Source organism: Anaerococcoides asporogena (genome assembly GCF_029590275.1).
In the GTDB taxonomy this organism is placed as follows: domain Bacteria; phylum Bacillota; class Clostridia; order Clostridiales; family Clostridiaceae; genus JG1575.
Map to the genome: position 1 here is coordinate 1,111,452 of NZ_CP120965.1, position 23,101 is coordinate 1,134,552.

Below are 23,101 nucleotides of genomic sequence, written 5' to 3' on the forward strand. Positions count from 1 at the left end.
GAGAAAACCCCGTTTGGGGAGGAATATCAATTTGTCAAAAGCAACTATCGATCTCGATCGCTCACGACCTCAGGTTCAGGTGGAGCTCAGCCATCTGGATGGAGTCATTCAGAGACTGAATCAGGAAGTCGCGGACCTGGCCGGACAGAAGCAGAAACTCACGGAGTATCTGGTGGATTATCGCAAGCAGATGATCGAAGAAAATAAATTTGATGAGGACATGCCGTTGGATGCATTTGATCATGAAATGTTCGCCATGGAAGAGAACTTCAAAGCCGTTCTGCGGCGGATCAATGAACTCCAGGATCTCATCGACACTCCTTATTTCGGGAAGATCGCTTTTTCCGAAGGAAGTGACCAGGAAGAAATCTACATCGGCAAGTATGGTTTTATTGACCATGCCAGAATGGAGCCCCTCATCATCGACTGGCGGGCCCCTATTGCCACACTGTTCTATCATGGCGGCCTGGGACAGGCCAGCTATAAAACCCCGGCAGGTGACGCCCAGGCTGAGATTCTGGCCCGGCGCCAGTTCATCATCAAGGCTTCCCGCCTGCTCGGTATGTTCGACTCAGACGTTGAAGTAAGAGATGAAATTCTGCAGTATGTCCTGTCATCCAGTGCCGGAGAGAAGCTCAAGGACATCGTTATGACCATCCAGCGGGAGCAGGATGAAATCATCCGGCATCGCCCGCAGGGTGTCGCCGTGGTGAACGGCATCGCCGGTTCAGGTAAGACGACCATCGCCCTGCACCGGGTCGCCTGGCTGCTGTACAATTACCGCAAGAAGCTGGAAGACAAGGTGCTGATCCTGGGCCCTAACAACATCTTTATGGAATACATTTCTCAGGTTCTGCCCACCCTGGGTGAAACCGGAGTTCGTCAGAACACCATGGTGGACTTTATGCTGGAACTGCTCGCCGAGCCCAATCTGGATCTGCTCCCCCAGGAGGACTTTATTGAAGCCATTGCCTCCGGGGATGAGGATCTTTATCGGGATGCGGCCAGCAAACGCTCGGAGGCCAGCTTTGACCGGATGGATCGGCTGGTGAAGGATCTGGAAGCATCGCTTTACCCGGAGCAGGACATCACATTCTTAGGGAAAGTACTGATGAGCCGGGATGAAATGCACCAGACCATGGCACGTGATTTTGCCTACATGCCCCTGATTCCGCGCGCGCTGCGAATCAAGCGGGTCATTATTAACCGGATGCGCGAAGTCCGCAACCGGGAACTGCGGGAAATAGACCGCAGGTACCGGGACCTCCAGAAAAAGGTCGAGAGCGGGGCGACCCTCAATGAAGATGCATCACTGTCACGCTGGCAAAGCGTACGCCAGCTTGTCGAGAAAGTTGTACAATTCCGGGAGCAGATCACTTATCTGGGAAAAGGCAGCATTCTGGAACTGTATCAGGCTGGCAATACGATGCGGATCCTGACCCATGAGGACCTGGCACCTATGTTGTATCTGAAGCATCGCCTTCAGGGCGTGAAGCTTCCCTACGAAGTCAAATACCTGATCATCGATGAAGCCCAGGACCTGTCCCTGAATCATTTCCGCGTGATCAAGGAAATCACCGGCTGCGTCAACGCAACCATCGTCGGAGATCTCAATCAGCGGCTGATTCAATGGGAGGATGCCGGATTCCTTGAACTGGGCCGTCTGTTTGAGGATGTCAGGATCTTTGAACTGAACAAGAGCTACCGCTCCACGGATGAAATTGTGAAATACGCCGATACATTCCTGCCCAATGGAACATCCGAATCCCTGCGCAGCGGGGAGCCGGTCCAGGTGGAATCAGCGCCGGACCTTGCGTCGGCGGCGGCTCTAGTCAAGGCGCAGTATGCCCGGATGCGGGAAGACGGCGTGGAGTCCATCGCCATTCTGACTCGTGACCTGGACAGTGCGCAGGACCTGCATCAGCTTCTGAAGAATGAAATCTACTATAAGTTCATCCGGACTGAGGATGGCGTGTATTCCTCCAGCACCCTGCTGTTATCGGCCTTCCTGGCCAAGGGCCTGGAATTTGACGGAGTCATTCTGGTGGATACCAGACCCAACCGCCCCAAACCGGACCTGGTCAAATACATCATGAGCACGCGTGCCCTGCACCGTCTCCATGTGATTGAGACACAGAACGAAGACGTCAATTTCTCGGATGGTTCGAAGTAGGCATATAAGCACTGCAAAGAGAACTTCATGACTTTCATCCCGCCTCTGAATAGAGAGGGATGAAACAATAAGGCGGCCCCTGTCGTATCCTGAGGATATAACAGGGGCCGCCTTTGCGTATTCAAACAGAACATTTATAGAATACAGCCAAATTCAGATGGGATTTCGGATCATTGGTCTGGTTTGAGCATTTACTGCCTGCTCACCCGGAGGGACAGCACGGAAATAAACAGCTTGGACTGAATGAGCTGATCCAGATCGACTTCGAAGGGACTGCCCCAGGAGCTGACGTGGAGCACGGCCCGTTCGGCCTCGAGGTCCAGTCCGGTGATCAGGACCCAGTGATTTTTAAAGTCCCGGCGATAAACAGCGCCGGGGCGGTTGGGTCCCATGAGCAGGGGCAGGGGATGATCCGTCTCCAGGGAGCTGATGATGAGGCGCAGGACGCGTTCCCGCCCCTTCGGGCTATGCCGGAAGAGGGTTTGCCGGATAGGATCCAGGTGAAAGCCGGAGCGCTCAAACAGGCGTCTGGCTCCTCGGATAAACTGCTGGGGAAGTACCACCGGTCCGCTCAGGAAGCGGGTGATCAATTCCTGGAGGCGGGTCATGTCCGACTGGTTCAGGCGGAGGTTGCGGTACCAGGCATACAGGTTGGCCAGTGCCACCGGTCCGCAGCCCGTCTGCAGCTGATACTTCTGGGGAAACCACATCTGACTGCCTCCATAGCTCTCCAGAGAAATGTCAAAAGGACGGCTTAAGCGATAAGATCTCATGATTTACTCCAGCCGTGACTCATGAGGTTGTGTACCTCGAGGTGAAGGTCAGGTTCCAGCTGATGATCCCGGACAATCTGCTCAGCAACTCGCTGAGTGGAGGCCAGATCAGTTTCCGGGTCTACTACCAGTTCAGCGATGTATCGGGTCTCGTGCTCGCGCAGTCTCACATCATGGAGCGAGCGAACGCCATCGACCTGGAGGAGTTCATCCCTGAGATGACGGACGATGGCCACTTTTTTCTCGTCCGCCATCCGGATCGGATCCATATGGATTACCAGTTCTACGTCGAGTTCGCGTAGGACCCGTTTTTCCAGATCATCAATAATGTCATGAATTTCGGTTACGGAGATGTCATCCCGCACCTCGACATGAGTGGTGGCAAAAACCGTACTAGGTCCGTAATTATGGGTCACCGTATCATGAACTCCAAAAACTTCTTCGTTGCTCAGGAGGATTTGATTCATCCGTTCAATCAGCTCTTCGTCGGCCTGAGTCCCAAGCAGGGGATTCAAGGTTTCCCGAATCAGCTCCCAGGCACTTTTCACGATCATGCCGGCGACAAACAATCCAATGTAGCCGTCAATTTCGATATGGCTGAAGTGGGAAAACAGGAGCCCGGCCACGACGGTGGAGGAGATCATGACGTCTCCTTTGGCATCCAGGGCAGATGCCTTGAGCGCCGAGGAGTTGATTTTATTTCCAATAGTATGATTGAAACCGGAGATCCAGATTTTTGAGAAGATGGAGACAATCAGCAGGATGATAGGAATCCAGCGGAATTCCAGCGGGGTGGGGTTTAAGATTCGCCGGACAGACGTCACAAGAAACTGGATGCCGACGTAGAGTACCAGCACCGAGACAATCAGGCCGGAAAAATATTCAATCCGTCCGTGGCCATAGGGGTGTCCTTCATCAGCGGGGCGGTTGCCCAGGCGGAAGCCGATCATGGTAATCAGGGATGAGGCAGTATCCGACAGGTTGTTGAACGCATCGGCGATGACGGAGATACTGTTCATCAACAGACCCACCGTGAGCTTCAGTCCAAACAGGGCAATATTGACAAGAATACCCACCGCCGAACCCAGATAACCGTATTTTTCCCGTACGGCCGGATCCTGAACATTGTCACTCTTAATAAAACGCTTAATTAAAAAATCAGTCATGGGTTCCTCTTTTCACGATACCAGGTGGATCTTTATTTTTGACGGGCAGTGCTCAGTCCAATTATTTCACTATAGCACACGTGAGATATCATACCCGTCTCCAGGGCGAGAATTCAAGGAAAATTAACGGCATGATGGAGAGAATCAATCTCAGGAGGGGCCTTTGTTTGCTATACTGGTACTGTATGAAAAGAGGCTGAATAAAGCCCGGAAAGAAACAGGAGGAAGATTATGACGAAGAAAGAACTGGCACAGGATCTGATGGACTTTTTGCATCGCGGCTCCAGCGCCTACCAGGCGGTGGCGGACATCGCCGATACTTTGGAGCGCGCGGGCTACCGGGAACTGAAAGGAGACGCGGACTGGTCCGTAAAAGAAGGGGATAAAGTTTACTACATCAAGAACGGATCCTCGATCTTCGCAGTGGACCTTGGAGCAGGCACCTATCACAATGGATTCCGGCTGATCGGTTCCCATTCCGATTCGCCCTCCTTTCGGATCAAGCCAAACTGCGAAATGCGTTCAGAAGGTTTCGTTCGTCTGAATACAGAAGTTTATGGCGGCCCGATCCTGAACACCTGGTTTGACCGGCCCTTGTCGGTAGCCGGACGGGTCGCGGTGAAATCGAATGACCCCATGGCCCCCCAGCTGATGAATATTGATCTGGAGCGTCCGGTGCTCTATATTCCCAATCCAGCCATCCACATGAACCGGGAAGTCAACAAGGGCGTTGAACTGAATCCTCAGACTCAGGTGCTTCCAATTGTCTGCCTGGAAGAAACAGCCACGGAAGAAAAGATCTTCCAGCAGCTGATTGCCCAGAAGCTGGAGATTGAGGTTGAGGACATTCTCGATTACGAACTGTACCTCTATGAGACAGCCAGGGGAGAACTGGTCGGACTCAAGGAAGAATTTATCTCCTCCAAGCGCATGGATAATCTGGCTATGGCCCATGCTTCCTTGAAAGCAATGCTGGAAACCACCGGAAAGGGAATCCGCGTGGCAGCGGTTTACGACAACGAAGAAGTCGGATCGCGCACCAAGCAGGGAGCCGGTGCCCCCACTCTGGCCCATCTTCTGGAGCGGCTCGTCTATGCCCTGGGCGGCTCACGGGCGGACTACCTCCAGGCTCTGGAAAAATCTTTCATGGTCTCCGCGGACCTGGCTCACGCGGTTCATCCCAACTTCAGTGAATTCGCCGATCCGACCAACCGGCCGCGCATGAATCAGGGACCGGTGATCAAGATCGCCGCCAATCAGAGTTACACCTCGGATGCTCAGTCCACCGCTGTGTTCAAGGCGATTTGTGAAAAAGCCGGCGTTCCCTGTCAGACCTATGTGAACCGCTCTGATAAATCCGGCGGCTCAACCATCGGCCCCATCTCCTCCACGGTCCTGCCGATCCGTTCCGTCGACATTGGCAATGCGATCCTGGGCATGCACTCCATCCGCGAACTGGCCGGAGTCGATGACCACTGGTTTGTTTACCAAGCATTCAAAGTTTTTTACGGGAATTAAGGCTATAATAGAGACAGTACTAATCCACGATTTCAAGGAGGAGATATAATGGCAATTGAAGTAAAAGAAATCTACAAATGCAATGTATGCGGCAATGTGGTTGAGGTTTTGCTCGCCGGAGGCGGCGCATTGGTATGCTGCGGAGAGGAAATGAAACTGCTCAAGGAGAACACAGTGGACGCTGCTCTGGAAAAACACGTTCCGGTTATTGAAGCTGCTGAAGGCGGCGTATGGGTGAAAGTTGGATCTGTGGCTCATCCCATGCTCCCGGAACATTGGATTTCCACCATTGAAGTTCTGACCCAAAACGGTCAGGTACTGCGCCAGGATCTCAACCCCGGCGATGCACCGCAGGCCTTCTTCCAGGTCTCCATTGACGAAGTGGAACTTGCCAGAGAATACTGCAACCTGCATGGACTCTGGGTCAAAGCCAACGCTTAATCACGAGAAAGACCACATATGGACAAGGCAGGGGAGCCAACGCTTCCCTGCTTTTCATGTGACATCATAATCCAGGCAGCAATCCAGAAACTGCTGCGCGGAGCTGCCCTCAGACTTCCTTTTGATCTGTGCCGCCTCCCAATTGTCTCGAGGACTGGTGCACTCAGTATTTCCATTTTTGAGAAACGGGGTAACAATGAAAAAAATTATCAGCAGGGAATCCATTGGCTTTTTTACCATCAGTCTGACTGTCTTTCTGGTGGGGGCGGATTTCCCGCCGCCTGCCGGTTTCTGGATCATCGGGCTGATCCTCCTGGTATTCACCTTAATTCAGGCACGATTTCTCGGTTGGCTGGTGCCCCGGATCCGGCGGGAGAGAACGTTCCGGCAGACCATGCTGTTCTATCTGACCAGCGCCCTGGTTCTGGCCGCGCCGTTTTTCGTTCCGATCGATACCTTGACCCAGCGCTTTCGCTGGATCATACTGAGCCTGATCGCGGGATTTCTTTTCGGAACGTTTGTGTGGCTGGTTCACTGGCTGATGATGACCCGGTATCAAAATCAGTGGCAGGAGAAATGAACTCTTCATTCTGTTTTAATCGATCTGTGTTATGATGTGAATCAACATGAATCATAATCATTAAGTTAGACCGAGAATCATTATGTATGGAGGAGATGTCTGTGGATTTCCTGTTTTTTTTAATTATCATCATTAGTATTATCTCCTGGATTGGCGGTGCCGGAAAGGCCAGCCGGACCGGGGGCCAATACCGAGGCTATCAAAAGCCCAATCAGCCGGGAGGGCTCATTAATCCGCCGTCAGCCACCACTCAGCCAAGACAGGCAGCTCAGGCAAAGACCAGCTGGCAGGACCTGGAGAAGCGGCTGAATGATTCCCTCCAGAATTCAACCCACGTCGGACGCAGAGCGGCTGAAAAAGCCCAGGCTTCCAAATTTTCCAATTCAGCCATGAAATCGGACAGTACCATGCGCGGCAACAACAGTCCCCTGGTTAAGTCAACCTTCCATAATCATGAAGAAGCCTCCGGCTATTTGCGCGATGAAATGACGGAATCCAAAGTCCTGTGGGCACAGAACCGCCAGCAGATGCAGCGGGTCAATCAGGATTTCAATCAGTTTGTAGCCCACCAGCATGAACAGATCCGCCGCATGATGCAGGATGCCCGGTCCGTTGACCGGTAACTTGGATATTGAACAACATAAAAAAACTGGAGCATTGATGGCTCCAGTTTTTTTTGGGTTATAAACATTATCCAGGACGTTAAGGACTTTATTCGAGACATGTCCAGGACGTTATCCAAGACTTTAACCTAAGTTATTATCCAGCGGGGCTATATCCAGGACTTTTATCCAAGTCCTGGATAAAGTGAAATGGCAGATCGGATACCCTTAGCTGCCCAGGGCAGACAGAACCAGCCCCTTGTTGTGGTCCAGAGCCCAGGCGATGCCCCACTCGTTGGAGAAAATGATGACATGACGGCCTTTGGAGTCAACCAGGCGCTTGGAGTCAGAGGTCAGAGACAACGCTTCCGGATCCTTATCCCAGTGCTCAATCCAGCGGACATGGCAGTAGGAGAGCTGATCCAGGCGAATGTCGACGCCATACTCATTTTTAAGTCGGTATTCCAGAACTTCAAACTGCAGGACACCTACTACACCAGCGATGATTTCTTCCATTCCGGCATAGTCTTCTTTATAAACCTGGATGGCGCCTTCCTGGGCCACCTGAGTGATTCCCTTGACGAACTGCTTGCGCTTCATGGTGTCCACCGGCCGGATCCGGGCATAATGTTCCGGGGCAAATGCCGGGATGGGATCAAATTTAAATTTATTGGACGCCGGGCAGAGCGTATCTCCAATGGAGAAAATGCCCGGATCGAATACACCGATGATGTCGCCGGCATAAGCTTCTTCGACAATTTCACGGTCCTGCGCCAGGAACTGCTGGGGCTGTGCCAGTTTAATCTTGCCCTTGCCTTCCATATGGAATACTTCCATGCCCCGTTCAAATTTCCCGGATACGATTCGCATAAAGGCGATTCGGTCGCGGTGAGCCGGGTTCATGTTGGCCTGAATTTTAAAAACGAAGGCCGAGAAGAATGGATCAAAGGGATGGATGGATCCCTGATCGGAATTTCGTTTCAGCGGAGCCTGTGTCAGCTTGAGGAAATGTTCCAGGAAGGGTTCTACACCGAAGTTAGTCAGGGCAGAACCAAAGAAGACCGGAGACAGTTCCCCTTTGGAGACGGCTTCGAAATTGAAATCATCGCCGGCGATGTCCATCAGCTCGATGTCTTCTTTGAGCTTATCCAGCTGATGCGGCGCGATATGGGCCCGTTCTGACTCATTGTTCAGATCAATGATTTCGGTATCGGCTTCCTTGGATCCGTGCTTTCCGCCGGAGAACAGGAGGACTCGTTCCGCTTCACGTTCATACACGCCGGAAAATTCCTTGCCGGAACCCAGGGGCCAGTTCATGGGATAGGTCCGGATGCCGAGGACATCCTCGATTTCCTGCATCAGCTCAAAGGGATCCCGGGCTTCCCGGTCCATTTTATTGACAAAGGTAAAAACCGGGATTCCCCGCAGGGAACAGACCTGGAACAGCTTCTTCGTCTGTTCCTCCACGCCTTTGGCTCCGTCAATGACCATGACCGCTGAATCCGCCGCCATCAGGGTCCGGTAGGTATCCTCCGAGAAGTCCTGATGTCCGGGAGTATCCAGAATGTTGATGCAGAATCCGTCGTAGTTAAACTGCATGACGGAGGAGGTTACGGAGATTCCCCTCTGTTTTTCGATTTCCATCCAGTCACTGGTTGCGTGGCGGGCAGCCTTGCGTGCTTTGACCGAACCGGCCTCCCGGATCGCGCCTCCGTACAGCAGCAATTTTTCCGTCAGTGTCGTTTTACCGGCATCCGGATGGGATATGATGGCAAACGTTCGCCGTCTTTCTATTTCCTTACGTATATCGTCCATGGGAAACCTCCCGATTTCAAAGTCACAGTTCTAAAAAAATCAAACATTACAAGTATATACGAAATAAGGATTAAAAAAAAGTGGATTTCATAAACAGGCTGTTTCCCGATCCGATTCCGGTAGGACATGGATAGCGTGTGGAAATGATCGGGAAATCGTCAGTAAGTGATCGGAAAGTGATTGGAAAGTGATTGGAAAGTAAGTGGAGGTTTCCGGCTGGTTCAGGACTGCTGGTTCAGGACTGCAGGTTAAGTACTGCTGGTTCAGGATTGCTGGATTAAAAAAGTTCATTATTAATGTTGAAAAATAAATAAATGAGAACATTTTATATCGAATGAGCACCCTAAGCCTTAATTTAGTAAAATAAACGTATAAATTTCGAGCGATTTATGATGATGTGATCACACTTGATTGAGCCGGGGAAGAAGGTGAAGATCGGCTTGGTCGCCATCTCACCCTTGACTGAGCCGACACGACTTTCTGAAGGAAACCTGCGGTGTGGTCAGGATCCGGATCTCATCGACGAATTGTTCGATTTAAATAAAAACAAGGAGTGACTACAGGATGAATAGACATACGAAACGTACCGGACTGCTGCTGGCAGGACTCATGGCCGGTTCACTGCTGGTGGGGTGTTCCGCCGGTACGCCTGCAAACACTACTTCGGCGGCAACCTCTGCTGTGACAACCGCTGCACCAGCTACGACCCAGCCGGGGACTCAGACCACGGAACTGGAACTGACGCTGGAAGAACTGGCAAAATATGATGGAAAGAACGGCCAGCCTGCCTATGTGGCAGTGGATGGCATCATCTACGACGTGACGAATTCCCCGGCCTGGAAGGGCGGAGGCCACAACGGCTTTACGGCCGGCAAGGATCTCACGCAGGAAATCAAGAATGTGTCACCGCATGGAGTTTCCAAGCTGGGCAATGTTCCGGCTGTCGGCAAATTGAAAAAATAGGGGGTACAACGGATGGATTACCGACTCCTTGGTTACCTCAACGTTCTGATCGTGGGACTGCTGATTCTGCCGTTTATCCTGAACCGGATCAGCCGATATCTGTCAGCCGAGGCAAAAGCCGCCATGAAAGACGTCACCAAATTCCTGCGGAAGCTGCATAAGCCATTAGGGATTGTATTTCTGGCAACGGGGCTCATCCACGGCTACCTGGCCCTGGGCGGCATTTCCCTTCATACCGGAACCCTGCTCTATGCAGCCGTCATTGTCCAGGTCGGTCTGGGCGGCGCCTTCTACCGGACCAAGAAGAAAGGTCTGTTCAAAGCTCATCGGATGATGGCATTTGTAATCGCGGGACTTCTCCTGCTTCACTATGTCGCGCCCGGCGCGCTGTATCAGCTGATCCGATAGTAATTCTGAATGAAGTTGAAGCTTCACGGAAGGAAGACGTTTGGACGGCGATCGGTCCTTTGCGCGTGGTCATGGCGATGTTCCCTGACTGCGAATTCGATCGATCGCAACACTCAAGCAGCCGATGCCCTCTGGTCGATCCAGTGAGCATCGGCTGTTTTTCATCCAGGTGATTGAGTTCAGGCGTGGGGTAACATTATAGGTCCGGTCGGATCTCGACCTCGTCGCCATAGATATCTTTCTCGAAGTCATAGAATTCATCTTCCGGAGAAGGAACTGGTTCCTCCGACAAGCAGGTTTCCAGCTCTTTGGAACGCACCAGATCAGGGAGGGGTTGCTTAACCGGCTTGATTTCCGGCCGGATCACCTCAGTTGGCAGGTGTTCCACCTCATAACCTGTGCCAAGAGGCAGTTTTTCAACCTTCGGCTTCCTGATTTCCTCTTTCATTTCAGGCTCCGGTGTCTGGTCCGGCTGTTCTGTGACGGGCTTTCGTTCCTCGGCTTTGCTGCGGTCATGTTCTTTGTCTGAAGAATAATGTGTCACCATAAGGGGCCTCCTTTCAGGCATCGTCCAAAGGGTTGGCAGAAGGATGCGAGTACTGGTCTTGACCGTATCGTAACACAAGAAACTGGCCAAAGTAGTTCCAGTTTGTAAAGGAAATTTTAATTTTACCGAAAGCCGCCTTTAACCCTGGCTTAACCCGGACGCTGCACAATAAAAGCATTGCGGAATGGATGATGCCGGGAGGTTTCACAGAGAAGCTGCCGGCGTCATGCAGTACGAGAAAAAGATTGGAATCGGTATCGGCTTTTACGTGGTGCCGGTTGGGGGAGGATTATGAATCGAATTGAACCTGTGGAATTGACGAACATGATCATGATTTACCGGGGGGATCAGATTCTGGTTCAGGAGCGCCTGAATCCGGACTGGCCCGGCGTTACGTTTCCGGGAGGCCATGTTCAGCCGAGGGAGTCCTTCATCGAGGCAGCCCGGCGAGAGGTATGGGAAGAAACCGGTTTGACTGTCTCCCATTTATCCCTGTGCGGGGTCAAGCAATGGACGCAGAAGGACGGAGCGTTCCGGTATGTCGTCCTATTCTTTAAAAGCGATTCCTTTGAAGGGGAAATCAAGGATTCCAGAGAAGGCAGAGTATTCTGGATTCGACGGGAGGAACTGGACGGGCTGACCTTATCCGATGGGTTTCGGCAGATGCTGGAGGTGTTTGACCAGGATGGGCTGTCTGAGAATTACCATTGGCTGGAAGATGGTGCCTGGCAGTGCAGAAATTTGTAGCGGAGAACCAATGGGGGGGGAATTGTAGACAGTGTTTGAACATTTGGACTGCTTCATTGTAACTGAAGGGGAGCTATACTAAGATGAAATTGACTGGAGATATTAATGACAGAAGAAAGGATGGTGATGAATCATCGATGTTCCGAAAATTTAAAGTATTGCCGTCGCTTCTCCTGCTGATCCTGGCCTTTGCAGCCGCGCTGCTTCCGGGAAGGACCGCCCTGGCTGCCGGCAGCTTCGGCATCAGCCGTTATGAAGCGACCTATGAGGTGCAATCCAACGGTTCCGTAAAGGTGACTGAAACCATTGAGTTTGATATCCAGGGGGATATCAACGGCGTCTTTCGGGATGTGGATACTAACCTGGGGGATCGCCTGCGAAATACCACAGCCAAGCCGGTCGGAATCGACTTTGTCAGCGCAGCGGTGGTTGAGAACGGAACAGAACGCGTGCTCTACATGACCGATGAGGGAACGGGACGAGCAGGTCTGTTTGAATTCTATGAAGGAGACAAACAGAACATTTACCGGTTCAAGGTGTTTGAGCCCTCCAGCGATGAGCGGAAAAGCATCCGCTTCCGCTATACCCTGACCAATGCCGTTGTCAAATTCAATGACATTGCCACACTCAACTGGAATATGGTTGATGCCAACTGGGGCGTCCCCATCGAAAATGTCAAAATTACGATTCGGATCCCGCGGGGTGCCGCCAAATCAGATCTCAAGATCTTCTCGCATGGTGATTTGACTGGCTTCAATGAGATCCTGAATGAAACAACCTTCAATGTCGAGATCCCGCTGGTGGATCCGGGCGCGGTTGTGGAAAATCTGGTGATCTTTCCTCTGAGCCTTGTTCCGGACTCGCAGAATATCGTGGCGGTTACAGAACTTCCCAGAATTTTGGAGGAAGAAGCCAGGTATGCGGAGGAAGCCAATCAGGCCAGGGAAGAAGCCAAAGCCCGTGTCGAAGCCGAGAAAAAGCGGCTGGAAGACGAACGACTGCGCCGGGAAACCGGCAGGACCCTGAGTCCGTTTATTCTGGCACTGGGCGCCATCGGAGCAGCCATCGCCGGCTTTATCGGAATCCGCTATGGCCGGGAACGCAAACCTCAGTTCACCGGCGACTATTACCGCGAACTGCCGGGAGACTATACGCCGGCTGTCATGAGTTATCTGCTGGAGCGCGGTACTCAGTCCAAGGACATCATGGCAACACTGATGGATCTGGCCCGCAAGGACATCCTCTCGATTGAGCCCTATCAGACGGTGAAGCGTTCCCTGTTCGGGGAGAAGTCGGAAACCGACTACCGGCTTCGCAGTCAGGGGCCAACTGAGCAGCAGCTGTCGAAGCTGATGGCCCATGAGCGGTTCCTCTACGACTGGTTCATCAATGACCTGGGTGATGGTCAGACACTGGCCATGGACGATCTGGAAAGCCTGATGAAGCGCCAGGCCAACGCCTATCAGTTCAATCGGGACTATGCCCAGTTCAAGGGCTACGTGACCGGACAGGGCGAAGCCATGGGATTCCGCGAAGCCAACAAAACAACCGGCTCGGCCGTGTTCTACCTGGTCGGTCTGGTGTTCATGGCTGGCGGCGCGTTTGTGCTGCTGCGCTATTTCAACTTCCTCGGCGTGGTGCCGATTATTGCTGGCGTGGCCGTCATTGCGGTGAATGCCTCGATGTACTTCAAGCGCAAGCTGACCCAGTACGGAGCGGACCAGACGGCGATGTGGAAGGCCTTCAAGAACTTCCTGCTGACCTTCTCCAACATGGACAAGGCCGAAATCCCAGCTCTTGCAATCTGGAACCATTATCTGGTCTACGCCACTTCACTGGGCGTGGCCAAGGAAGTCATCGACCAGCTGCCCAAGGTATACACCATGCAGCAGCTGCAGGATCCTACCTTCACCCGGACCTTCTATCCGGACTTCTACTTTGGCCGAGGCTATATGATGATGGACCGCTCACTTAATCAGGCCATTTCGACAGCCAATCAGACCATTCAGAAAGCCGAAGCAGTGGCAGCCTCCAGGCGCTCCTCCTCATCCGGCGGCGGCGGCGGGTTCTCCGGCGGCTCATCTGGCGGCGGCGGTGGCGGCGGTGGCGGTGGTGTCTTCTAAAGAGATCTTTATCGCAGCGCAAATCATCGCCAATTCATATCTAAAATTTCAGAACGGATCAAAATACAGGAAGAAAAAGGAGAAACAAGATGCCAACATTATTCTGGGTACTATTAGGAATCATCGTGGTACTGGCCCTGGTGGTCATTTCCATGTACAACGGACTGGTAAGAATGCGCAATCAAGTGCGCAACGCTTACGCGCAGATGGATGTGCAGATGAAGAACCGGGCGGATCTGATCCCTGGCCTGGTGGAAACCGTAAAAGGCGCAGCCGGCCACGAGCGCGGCACGCTGGAAGCCGTCATTCAGGCCAGATCGGCCGTCATGAATGCGGCCACGCCGGATGAAGCCATGGAAGCCAACAATCAGATGACTTCCGCCCTGAACCGCATGATGCTTCTGGTCGAAAATTATCCGGAGCTGAAAGCCAATGCCAATTTCCAGCAGCTGATGGGCGAACTGAAGGATGCGGAGGAAAAAATCCGGTACTCCCGCCAGTTCTACAACGATACGGTTCAAAAGTACAACACCAAGATCGAAGTCTTCCCGTCCAATATCATCGCCGGCATGTTCGGATTCCGGGCAGAGCGCTTCTTCGAGATTACCGAATCCGAACGGCAGGCTCCGCGGGTTGATTTCTCCGGCATGTATGACGCCAATTACAACAAGAACGATGCCTACGCTCAGAAGGCGCCCAAGACGGATACGGCCGGAACGCCGCAGAGTCTGGACGATCTGAAGAACGGACGGAACCAGTAACCGCATCATGCACTGTGAACAGGACTCACCGGGTCCTGTTCTTTTTTTAACAATTAGTTACTAAAAAACGATTGTAGGAGAATAATCTGGCCCCAATTCATGAATAAATTTAAAATAAAGCAGAATTGTAAACGAGTTGGGTTATAATTAGAAGTGTTAAAATATTTACTGTGAGGTCTTATTATGCAAATTACAAAGTACCTAACCAAACAGAAAATGATGAGGACAGTTCTTTGGAGTCTGCTTCCGATCTATCTATTTTCGATCTATCTGTTTGGCTGGAGGGTTCTCCTGGTGCTGGCCGTATCTCTTGTGAGCGCATTTGCCGGTGAATTGGTCATCATGCGAATGATTAATGGAGACAAGGCCAAGGTATCGGAAGCCGCTCTGGTCACCGCAGCACTCTTCACGCTGACGCTTCCTCCCACCATTCCGCTGTGGATCACAGTGGTCGGCACTCTGTTCGGCATTATCTTTGGCAAAGCCATTTTTGGCGGATTCGGCAAGAATGTCTTCAATCCGGCTTTGGTTGGCCGCGCCTTTGTTTATGTCAGCTTTCCGATTCAGATGACGGTCAACTGGCAGAAGCCGTTCAGCGGGTTCCCCGGCGGATTCCTGCACTGGGCAGGCACTGCGGATCTGGCTACTTCCGTGACGCCCATGATCGACATGGAAGTCAACGGACTGTCCACCAATCCACTGAACCTGTTCATCGGAAATATTTCCGGATCCATGGGTGAAACCTCGGCCATTCTGATTCTTCTGGCTGCAGCCTACCTGATCTATACTAAGACTGCTTCCTGGAAGATTATGGCCTCAGTAGCTGCTTCGGGCATCGTGTTTACTCTGCTGTTCGGCGCCCTGGGCGGCCCGCAGGGGGATCCGGTGTTCTCGATTCTGTCCGGCGGCTTCCTGTTCGGTACCGTATTCATGGCCACGGATCCGGTATCGGCTCCCATGAAGGATACCTCCAAGATCCTGTACGGCATCCTGATCGGCTTTGTCACCATGGTCATTCGGAGTTTCTCTCTCTTTACGGAAGGCATGATGTTTGCCATTCTGATCGCCAACTCCTTTGCCCCCCTGATTGACCTGAACGTTAAGAACTGGGAGGCGAAGAAAAAAGCGAAAGCCGCTCCCCCACCATTCAAGGAGGTGAAATAGCATGAAAAAAGGATATCAGTATACCGTTATCTTCATGATCATCGTTGCCAGCTTTTTCACCGCACTGCTCTCCACCGCGCAGACGGCCATGAATCCGAAGATTGCCGAAAACAAGGAGATCGCCCGCCGTCAGGCCATTCTGTACGCCTTTGACGTTCCCAGCGGCCAGACCAATGAGGAGGTCAGCCAGACCTATGACAAATACGTCAAGCCGGATACCCGGACCATCGAGGGAACGTCCATTGAAGCGTTCCAACTGGTGGATGATGCCGGCCAGGTAAAGGGCTACGCCTTCCCCTTCGACGGCCCTGCCCTGTGGGGGACCATCCGTGGCTATCTCGCCGTGACGGAAGACCTGAAAGAAATTAAGGGTCTGACCTTTACCGAGCAGAACGAAACTCCTGGTCTGGGCGGACGAATTGATGAAGAACCCTTCAAGAATCAGTGGCGCGGTGTGCCGCTGCCCGATGGCGATCTGGCCTATGGCACCATCGGCGACAAGAAGGTGGATGCCATCTCCGGAGCAACCCAGTCTTCCACGGCAGTGACAAAAGCACTGAACATACTGAAGCAAAACGTCATTTCCAAATGGGAGGTAAAATAATGGCTACCGAATCAGCAAAACAAGTCGCGATCCGAAATATCTGGACCGATAACCAGGTTCTGCGCCAGATTCTTGGCATCTGTTCCTCCCTGGCGGTAACCAACCGGATGCAGAATTCTCTGGTTATGGGGCTCGGTGTGCTGTTTGCCACCGCTCTGTCCAGCCTCACGGTTTCCGCCATGCGGAATCTGATCCCGCAGAGGATCCGTATGATCATTCAGGTTCTGATCATTTCCTTCTACGTCATCATTGTCAACATCATCCTGCAGGCTTTCCTGCCGGACATTTCCAAACAGCTGGGACCCTATGTCGGTCTGATCATTACCAACTGCATCATCATGGGCCGGATGGAAGCCTACGCGGCCAAGAATCCTCCGCTGATCTCGATGCTGGACGGAATGTTCGCCGGTCTTGGCTACACCATCGTTCTTTTGATCATTTCCTTCATCCGTGAAATTCTGGGCTTTGGCACCGTGTTCGGCATGGCGCTGCCCTTTGAATTCACTAAGTGGACCCTGATGGTCATGCCACCTGCCGCCTTCTTCATCATTGGCACACTGGTCTGGGCTGTCAACAATTACCAGGCCGGCCGAGAAGAACGCCAGGGCATTGTCCGCTCCGGCAGTCTGACCGTCCAGAAAAAACCGGAAGGGGGAACGAACTAATGGAAGTTGCACCGAATATCAGCCCGATTGTCATTTTCTTCGCGTCGATTTTCACATCCAACATGATCCTGTCGAATTTCCTGGGGATGTGTTCCTACCTCTCCGTTTCCAGTGAATTCAAGACAGCCAACGGACTGGGCAAGGCCGTTGTTCTGGTTCTGGTCATCACCAACTCGGTGAACTGGCTTTTGAACAAGTACGTTATCATGCCTCTGGGCATTGAATATCTGTCCTTCATTATCTACATCATGGTCATTGCGGCCATTGTCCAGATCCTGGAAATGGCGCTGGATCGCTATCTGCCGGATCTGCACTCCAAGCTGGGTATTTTCCTTCCTCTGATTACGGTCAACTGTGCCGTGCTCGGAGCTACCCTGTTCCAGGATATCCGCAACTACAGCTTCCTGCAGACGTTCCTGTTCAACCTGGGATCCGGCATTGGCTGGTGGATGGCCATTTCCATGCTGGCCGCCATCAAGGAGAAGATCTCCAAGAACAAGATGCCGCGCGGTTTGCAGGGCATCGGCATATCCTTCATCATCACCGGCATCATGGCCCTGGCGTTCATTGGATTCTCCGGCATCTTCGTAATACAGTAGGGAGGCGAGCAAAACATGATTCAAGATATTTTGACCGGCACCTTTAGTATTACAGCCATCGCCGGCGGCCTGGCCGTGATCATTTCGGTGGCGGAGCGCTACCTGAACAACTACGGCGAATGCAAGATCGACATTAATGACGGAACCAAGGAACTGGTGGTGGACGGCGGAAACAATCTTCTGACCACTTTATCCGACAAAAAGCTCTTTATTCCTTCCGCATGCGGCGGCAAAGCCACCTGTGGCCTGTGCAAGGTCCAGGTGTTTGAAGGGGCCGGCCCTCTGCTGCCCACTGAGGAACCTTACCTGACCCAGAAAGAACGGGACAACCACTACCGACTGGCCTGTCAGATCAAGGTCAAAGGAAACATGAAACTGGGCATTCCGGAAGAACTGTTCAACATCAAGGAATACAATACCAGACTGGTTTCCCTGAAGGATCTGACCTACGACATCAAAGAGCTGCGCATGGAGCTCCCGGCCGGTGAAACCGTCAATTTCAAGGCGGGACAGTTCATGCAGTTCTATACCAAACCCTATGACAAGGTGAAGGAAGAGGTCTTCCGGGCCTATTCCATTTCATCACCCCCTCAGGACAACAATCATGTGGAACTGGTCATTCGCCAGGTACCGGAAGGCCTCTGCTCAACCTATGTCCACAAGCATCTCAAGGAAGGGGATCAGGTCCGGCTGTCCGGCCCCTACGGAGATTTCTACTACCGAGGCAACTGCGACACCATGATCATGGTAGCGGCCGGTTCAGGACTTGCGCCGATGCGCTCTCTGATCTACGACAACCTGCATAAGAAGGTGCCCGTGGACATGGTCTTCTACTTCGGAGCCAGAGCCCAGGATGATCTCTACTACATCGAAGAGTTCACCAAGCTGGCCGAGGAAAACGAAAACTTTACATTTATTCCCACCCTGTCCCGGCCGGATGAGGGTTGGACCGGCGACAAGGGCCGTGTCACCGATCTGCTGGATCGAGATCTGGAAGACGGAACCGGCGCCCAGGGCAAGGAAGCCTATCTGTGCGGATCCCCGGGGTTCCTGAAGTCCGTGAATGAAATGCTGATGAAAAAGGGCTTCGACAAGGAAACCCAGATATTCTATGACGAATTCTAGGAGGTGCCGGAAATGAAAGTCAGGCCCGAAATGAAACCCATCGAACAGGACATGCAGCCCGGCCGGCTGACGCTGGACGGTTATCTCGGAGAGGACACCAGATCCCTTGAAACCATCATCAATGAAGACCGCATGGTGCTGGAAGACTTCAATGTCACCGCAGAAGCCATCGGCAAAGTCATGCGGCGGCTGACCCGCGCGGGGATGGAGGCTCAGGGGGAACCGGTCGTGTTTGACGGCTTTGAGGTGGAAGTTACCGAGTACATGGGCTGGCTGGGATGTCCCTTCAAGGACAACCGCAAGTTCGGCAAGCGCATCACCAATGTGACGGATCTTGCCACCGGAGAACACCTCAACTGGACCGATGTCGGAATTCATCTGATCAAGGACCATGGATTTTTCCAGGGAATCGGTTCGCCGTTCCGCCTGGAACCAGTCAAACTGGTGGAGTTTCTGCGGATGCAGCAGCGCCAGAGTGAGGAACCAGCCAGGTAAGGTCAAACCCGAGAAAAAAACAAACGCAAAACACCGAAGCCTGTTCGTCAGGCTCCGGTGTTTTGGATTGCTGCTAAAGTCATTGCGGAAATGATTAATATTCCTTTTTCGTTTGAAGCATCGCAGTTGAAGTAGCGCAGTTGAAGCATCGCAGTTGAAGCATCGCAGTTGAAGCATCGCAGTTTGCAGCAGGATCAAACTGCGATGCTGCGGCACGGTAAAGGATGCTTAATCCCTGAATGCAGATCATGCCTGACCAGTCTGTTCAGATGGCTCAGGCAGGTCAGAGATCTCAGGCTGGCGCCACCGGCGATGGAAGAGCGGTGAGTTAGAAGGAAGGGACAAAGCCTACTTTTTTGTACATTTTGCGCAGGGTTTTTTGTGCCATGTAGTCTGCCCGGGCAGCACCTTCCTTCAGGATTGCTTCCAGCTCGGACCGGCCGCTGCCCATTAGTTCCTCTACCTTTTCACGGACGGGAGTGAGTTCGGCAATGATGGTCTCTGCCACCGCTTCCTTGAACTCCTTGTAGCTTGCTGCGGCATACTGGGCGGCAATTGCTTCCGGAGACTGTCCGTTGATAGCGGACATGATGTTGATCAGATTCTGGATGCCTGGCTGGTCATCGGAGTACTTGATCACTCCGATGGAATCGGTAACGGCCCGGGAGATTTTACGACGGATATCCTCCGGCTTATCCATAATCATGATATAGGAATTCGGGTTGTCGCTGGATTTGGACATTTTCTTTTCGGGATTCTGCAGATCCATGATTTTGGCACCGGCTTTCATCAGGAGTACTTCCGGTACGGTAAACGTGGGGGAGTAGTAGTTATTGAACCGGATGGCCAGATCTCTGGTCAGTTCCACATGCTGGGTCTGGTCGATGCCTACCGGTACGTAGTCGGCCTGATAGAGCAGAATATCAGCAGCCATCAGAACGGGGTAGTACAAAAGGCCGGCTTCGATGGCTTCGCCTTCCTTGTTCTGAGTTTTCATTTTGTACTGGGTCATCCGCGAAAGTTCACCCATATAGGCGTTGCAGGTTAACACCCAGGCCGCCTGAGCATGTGCCGGTACATGGGACTGAATGAAAATGGCTGACTTTTCCGGATCAATGCCGGAGGCCAGATAGATGGCGGCTACTTCCAGGCTGCGGCGACGAAGATCAGCCGGGTTCTGGCGAACCGTAATGGCATGCATATCAACGATACAGAACACATTATTATATAGATCCTGATGATTCACCCAGTTCTTGATCGCTCCCAGGTAATTGCCGATGGTCAGGCTGCCGCTGGGCTGTATTCCGGAAAAAACAATTTTCTTTTTGGGGGTTGCTGCTTCTGTCATTGTGTAGTTCCTCCTTCGGATTGGTTAACGGATTCGGGTTGATTTAACTGGTTCCAGCCTGAACTTCACAAGGAAGCAGACGGCTCGGTCAGATACGACAAAAAGCCCTGTGTGCTGTGCACACAGGGCGTATTTACGCGGTACCACCTGTTTTCAAAGACGAAGTCTTCCTCATGGGATCCAGTCAGATCCCGGCTCAAAGATAACGGAGAGCCATGCCCGCCTGTTCCTACTTCAAGTTCAGATCAGGGACATTGAAGAACCCATTCACAAGGATCCAACTGCCTTCATTCCACCGTCAAAGGCTCTCTTTGAGTCGGATGACCCTTCCTACTTGCTTTCTTCTGTTGCGTCGTTAACTAACAGTATAATGCGTTGTCCTGGTATTTTCAAGAGCTGGCGTTTTTCCTGAACGATGCCGTTGTCTGCCTGAAAGGAAGTCATTCTTCTGACACAAAGTCTTTGTCTGGGATGGTCGGACCATTGGTGGTCAGGCAGAAGGGATGACCGATGGGATCAAACAGAATGTGGTAGGAGTCATGGAATTGCTTGGGGGAGTCTTTGGCCCCGATGGAGCGGGCGAAGCGTATGGCTGCCGGCAGGTCGGTCACATAGAAATCCAGGTGCATCTGACGTCCGATGGCCGGAGAGGGGAAGGTGGGCGCATGATAATTGTTCACCGGAAAAAAAGAGATGGCCATGGAAGGTCCGATCAGCGTGGGAATCAGTTCATCTTCATCACAAGGCTCCGGCGTGAAGCCGGTGAGATTGGCATAAAAATCCATCAGGATCGGTATATCTTCTTCTTTGCAGTCAATGGTCAATGTATCAAGGACAATACTTGGGCGCAGCATGGGGATCCTCCTTTCGCCACTGAACCGGACATCTGGGACATTCGTTCACCCTGCCAGGTCACAGATTGGCTGCGAGAATGGCAAGGACGAGAATGCCGGCAGTGATCGAGAGTATAACCAGGATTGACAAATCCTTTTGCCGGAACAGGGCCGCCAGTCCCATGACGGAAGCTGCGACCAGACCGGCGATGGACAGGGTGGCTACTGCTGATACAACCAGATCGGACTGGATGAGGTTCCACTGCTCTGTCAGAAGATAGAGCAGATAACTGACCAGGAGCATGATTGCCGACAGGCCGAAGGCACGCCTGCCCAGTTTGGTTTTGGGTGCGAGTGTTAAATTCATGGAATCACCTCCTCACTATACGACAGAGAATTGATCCGATTTCTTACTTATATCATACTCTTTTCCTGAAACGGCGGAAAGAGTCGAGATAAGGCCCAAGGGGGCATACGGGTCAGGAATCCATCGGGTGCTGCGGCACGAAAGAAACCGAAAGAGGGGAAGGGATCAACAAGCATTAGAATGGTTTGAGTGTTTGACCAACGTGATCTCACCGAACAAGGAGGAACCGATGTGGATCGGAAAATTAGATAATAGAAGAGGAGAGTAGGGTAGAGTAGCTAGGAGAAGAGCAGAGAAAGAATAAGAGGAAAAGACCGGAACGGGGAAAAGAGTAGAAAATAATAAAAGGGAAAGCAATGCTTTCCCTTAAGGTTCTTATCTGTCTCTGTTATTTTTCTGCATTTTTCTGGATCTTCTGCATTCTGGGCATCTAACTGGTTCGTTTTCGAAGCCTTTTTCTTTGTAGAATTCCTGCTCTCCAACGGAGAACACAAATTCAGCGCCGCAATCTCTGCAGATTAACTTTTTGTCTTCCATTTTTTTCCTCCTGTGGCAACAGATCATAAAACGTACATTGGCTGCCTGGAAGGACGGACCGATGGTTTTTGACTGTAGGATTAAGCCCTCATGGGCTCAACTAGATTGTAACACAGCCGAATGGGAAAAGAAACAAGGAAATTAATGGAATGTACACAAAAAATAATTTTAAAGAGAAATTCCTCAACAATATCAACAAAAATTAGGCGGAATCCGGGTTTAAACGTTTGTAATTCGAGTAGTCCAATACTATAATATAAACAACAGAATAACCAAATACTTAAAAGGGTGTGATTATCATGATACAGGTATTTATGAGCAAACGGGGTTCCGGCAAAAGTAAGTATATGATCAGCCACGCGAATACAGCTATGAAAGAAACGAAGGGACACGTGGTGTTCATTGACGATGACAACAGAGCAATGCATGAACTGGACCGAGACATCAGATTTATTAACACCGACGGCTATGAAATTGAAGACTTAAATTCTCTGTATGGTTTTGTATGCGGGATCGTGGCTCAGGACTACGATGTCGACATGGTTTATGTGGACGGCCTGATGGGCAAAATGGACTTCTCAAAAGAAGACGCAGAAAAGGAGTTCGAAAAACTGAGCAAATTGTCCGATGACAATAAAATCACCGTATTGTTTGCCCTGAATGACACGGAACAAACGCCTGAGTACCTCAAAAAGTATAAGGTTGAAATAGAATGATCCAATGGGGCGGACAGGTGATCCGCCCCTG

25 protein-coding genes are annotated in these 23,101 nt (G+C 51.9%); 17 read left to right on the forward strand and 8 right to left on the reverse strand.

The features are described from left to right. Positions 1–31: 31 nt before the first annotated feature. Positions 32–2,173: a HelD family protein gene (locus P6M73_RS05285; RefSeq protein ID WP_277855069.1), complete on the forward strand. Its 2,142-nt coding sequence runs from the start codon at positions 32–34 to the stop codon at positions 2,171–2,173. Between the two features lie 191 nt (positions 2,174–2,364). On the opposite strand, the gene P6M73_RS05290 is transcribed toward P6M73_RS05285, so the two are convergent. Beyond that, complete coding sequence (locus tag P6M73_RS05290) at positions 2,365–2,946, reverse strand: hypothetical protein (protein ID WP_277855070.1); 582 nt, start codon at positions 2,944–2,946, stop codon at positions 2,365–2,367. Further along, positions 2,943–4,112, reverse strand: a complete 1,170-nt coding sequence (locus tag P6M73_RS05295; RefSeq protein ID WP_277855071.1) for a cation diffusion facilitator family transporter — start codon at positions 4,110–4,112, stop codon at positions 2,943–2,945. Before P6M73_RS05295 ends, P6M73_RS05290 begins: the two co-directional genes overlap by 4 nt. 231 nt (positions 4,113–4,343) lie before the next feature. Here P6M73_RS05295 and P6M73_RS05300 point away from each other — a divergent pair, with 231 nt between their 5' ends. The 4 genes from P6M73_RS05300 (at position 4,344) to P6M73_RS05315 (ending at position 7,274) form a co-directional block, all read left to right on the forward strand. Continuing rightward, on the forward strand, positions 4,344–5,630 hold the full coding sequence (locus P6M73_RS05300; protein ID WP_277855072.1) for a M18 family aminopeptidase: 1,287 nt from the start codon (positions 4,344–4,346) through the stop codon (positions 5,628–5,630). A gap of 48 nt (positions 5,631–5,678) precedes the next feature. After that, positions 5,679–6,071, forward strand: coding sequence for a desulfoferrodoxin (locus P6M73_RS05305; RefSeq protein ID WP_277855073.1), 393 nt, complete (start codon positions 5,679–5,681; stop codon positions 6,069–6,071). Between the two features lie 196 nt (positions 6,072–6,267). Next, positions 6,268–6,651: a hypothetical protein gene (locus P6M73_RS05310; protein WP_277855074.1), complete on the forward strand. Its 384-nt coding sequence runs from the start codon at positions 6,268–6,270 to the stop codon at positions 6,649–6,651. Between the two features lie 101 nt (positions 6,652–6,752). Continuing rightward, positions 6,753–7,274 (forward strand): hypothetical protein, encoded by a 522-nt coding sequence (locus tag P6M73_RS05315; protein ID WP_277855075.1) that lies wholly within the window; start codon positions 6,753–6,755, stop codon positions 7,272–7,274. A gap of 207 nt (positions 7,275–7,481) precedes the next feature. Here the strand turns inward: P6M73_RS05315 and P6M73_RS05320 are convergent, their stop codons facing one another. Then, positions 7,482–9,068: a peptide chain release factor 3 gene (locus P6M73_RS05320; RefSeq protein ID WP_277855076.1), complete on the reverse strand. Its 1,587-nt coding sequence runs from the start codon at positions 9,066–9,068 to the stop codon at positions 7,482–7,484. A gap of 564 nt (positions 9,069–9,632) precedes the next feature. Here P6M73_RS05320 and P6M73_RS05325 point away from each other — a divergent pair. Further along, positions 9,633–10,031: a cytochrome b5 domain-containing protein gene (locus P6M73_RS05325; protein WP_277855077.1), complete on the forward strand. Its 399-nt coding sequence runs from the start codon at positions 9,633–9,635 to the stop codon at positions 10,029–10,031. A gap of 12 nt (positions 10,032–10,043) precedes the next feature. Next, complete coding sequence (locus tag P6M73_RS05330) at positions 10,044–10,439, forward strand: hypothetical protein (RefSeq protein WP_277855078.1); 396 nt, start codon at positions 10,044–10,046, stop codon at positions 10,437–10,439. Between the two features lie 196 nt (positions 10,440–10,635). Here the strand turns inward: P6M73_RS05330 and P6M73_RS05335 are convergent, their stop codons facing one another. Further along, on the reverse strand, positions 10,636–10,986 hold the full coding sequence (locus P6M73_RS05335) for a hypothetical protein (RefSeq protein WP_277855079.1): 351 nt from the start codon (positions 10,984–10,986) through the stop codon (positions 10,636–10,638). A 291-nt stretch (positions 10,987–11,277) separates the two neighbouring features. Between P6M73_RS05335 and P6M73_RS05340 the strand changes: the two genes are divergently transcribed. The 9 genes from P6M73_RS05340 to P6M73_RS05380 all read left to right on the forward strand — a co-directional run bounded on the left by P6M73_RS05340 (position 11,278) and on the right by P6M73_RS05380 (position 19,269). Continuing rightward, on the forward strand, positions 11,278–11,733 hold the full coding sequence (locus P6M73_RS05340; protein ID WP_277855080.1) for an 8-oxo-dGTP diphosphatase: 456 nt from the start codon (positions 11,278–11,280) through the stop codon (positions 11,731–11,733). 137 nt (positions 11,734–11,870) lie between these two features. After that, on the forward strand, positions 11,871–13,856 hold the full coding sequence (locus P6M73_RS05345; protein WP_277855081.1) for a DUF2207 domain-containing protein: 1,986 nt from the start codon (positions 11,871–11,873) through the stop codon (positions 13,854–13,856). 89 nt (positions 13,857–13,945) lie between these two features. Continuing rightward, the gene (locus P6M73_RS05350; RefSeq protein WP_277855082.1) at positions 13,946–14,617 is read left to right on the forward strand and encodes a LemA family protein; all 672 of its coding nucleotides are present in this window, start codon (positions 13,946–13,948) and stop codon (positions 14,615–14,617) included. A gap of 183 nt (positions 14,618–14,800) precedes the next feature. Continuing rightward, positions 14,801–15,781 carry an RnfABCDGE type electron transport complex subunit D gene (locus tag P6M73_RS05355; protein WP_277855083.1) on the forward strand — a complete coding sequence of 327 codons (981 nt, stop codon included), beginning with the start codon at positions 14,801–14,803 and terminating at the stop codon, positions 15,779–15,781. A gap of 1 nt (position 15,782) precedes the next feature. Next, positions 15,783–16,385: an FMN-binding protein gene (locus P6M73_RS05360; RefSeq protein ID WP_277855084.1), complete on the forward strand. Its 603-nt coding sequence runs from the start codon at positions 15,783–15,785 to the stop codon at positions 16,383–16,385. Then, the gene (locus P6M73_RS05365; RefSeq protein WP_277855085.1) at positions 16,385–17,050 is read left to right on the forward strand and encodes an NADH:ubiquinone reductase (Na(+)-transporting) subunit D; all 666 of its coding nucleotides are present in this window, start codon (positions 16,385–16,387) and stop codon (positions 17,048–17,050) included. The genes P6M73_RS05360 and P6M73_RS05365 overlap by 1 nt, the downstream gene beginning before the upstream one ends. Further along, positions 17,050–17,649, forward strand: a complete 600-nt coding sequence (locus tag P6M73_RS05370; RefSeq protein ID WP_277855086.1) for an NADH:ubiquinone reductase (Na(+)-transporting) subunit E — start codon at positions 17,050–17,052, stop codon at positions 17,647–17,649. Before P6M73_RS05365 ends, P6M73_RS05370 begins: the two co-directional genes overlap by 1 nt. Positions 17,650–17,664: 15 nt before the next feature. After that, a complete protein-coding gene (locus P6M73_RS05375; protein ID WP_277855087.1) occupies positions 17,665–18,774 on the forward strand; it encodes an NADH:ubiquinone reductase (Na(+)-transporting) subunit F in 1,110 nt (369 codons plus the stop codon). A 12-nt stretch (positions 18,775–18,786) separates the two neighbouring features. Continuing rightward, complete coding sequence (locus tag P6M73_RS05380; RefSeq protein ID WP_277855088.1) at positions 18,787–19,269, forward strand: hypothetical protein; 483 nt, start codon at positions 18,787–18,789, stop codon at positions 19,267–19,269. A 328-nt stretch (positions 19,270–19,597) separates the two neighbouring features. Here P6M73_RS05380 and trpS read toward each other — a convergent pair whose 3' ends face one another. From trpS to P6M73_RS05400, 4 genes are all read right to left on the reverse strand, one after another. Further along, on the reverse strand, positions 19,598–20,617 hold the full coding sequence (trpS, locus tag P6M73_RS05385; RefSeq protein ID WP_277855089.1) for a tryptophan--tRNA ligase: 1,020 nt from the start codon (positions 20,615–20,617) through the stop codon (positions 19,598–19,600). A gap of 440 nt (positions 20,618–21,057) precedes the next feature. After that, a complete protein-coding gene (locus P6M73_RS05390; RefSeq protein ID WP_277855090.1) occupies positions 21,058–21,471 on the reverse strand; it encodes a VOC family protein in 414 nt (137 codons plus the stop codon). 58 nt (positions 21,472–21,529) lie between these two features. Beyond that, on the reverse strand, positions 21,530–21,817 hold the full coding sequence (locus P6M73_RS05395; protein WP_277855091.1) for a hypothetical protein: 288 nt from the start codon (positions 21,815–21,817) through the stop codon (positions 21,530–21,532). A 375-nt stretch (positions 21,818–22,192) separates the two neighbouring features. Beyond that, positions 22,193–22,354: a zinc-ribbon domain-containing protein gene (locus P6M73_RS05400; RefSeq protein WP_277855092.1), complete on the reverse strand. Its 162-nt coding sequence runs from the start codon at positions 22,352–22,354 to the stop codon at positions 22,193–22,195. A gap of 299 nt (positions 22,355–22,653) precedes the next feature. On the opposite strand from P6M73_RS05400, the gene P6M73_RS05405 reads away from it, so the two are divergent. After that, complete coding sequence (locus P6M73_RS05405; RefSeq protein ID WP_277855093.1) at positions 22,654–23,070, forward strand: hypothetical protein; 417 nt, start codon at positions 22,654–22,656, stop codon at positions 23,068–23,070. Positions 23,071–23,101 lie beyond the last annotated feature (31 nt).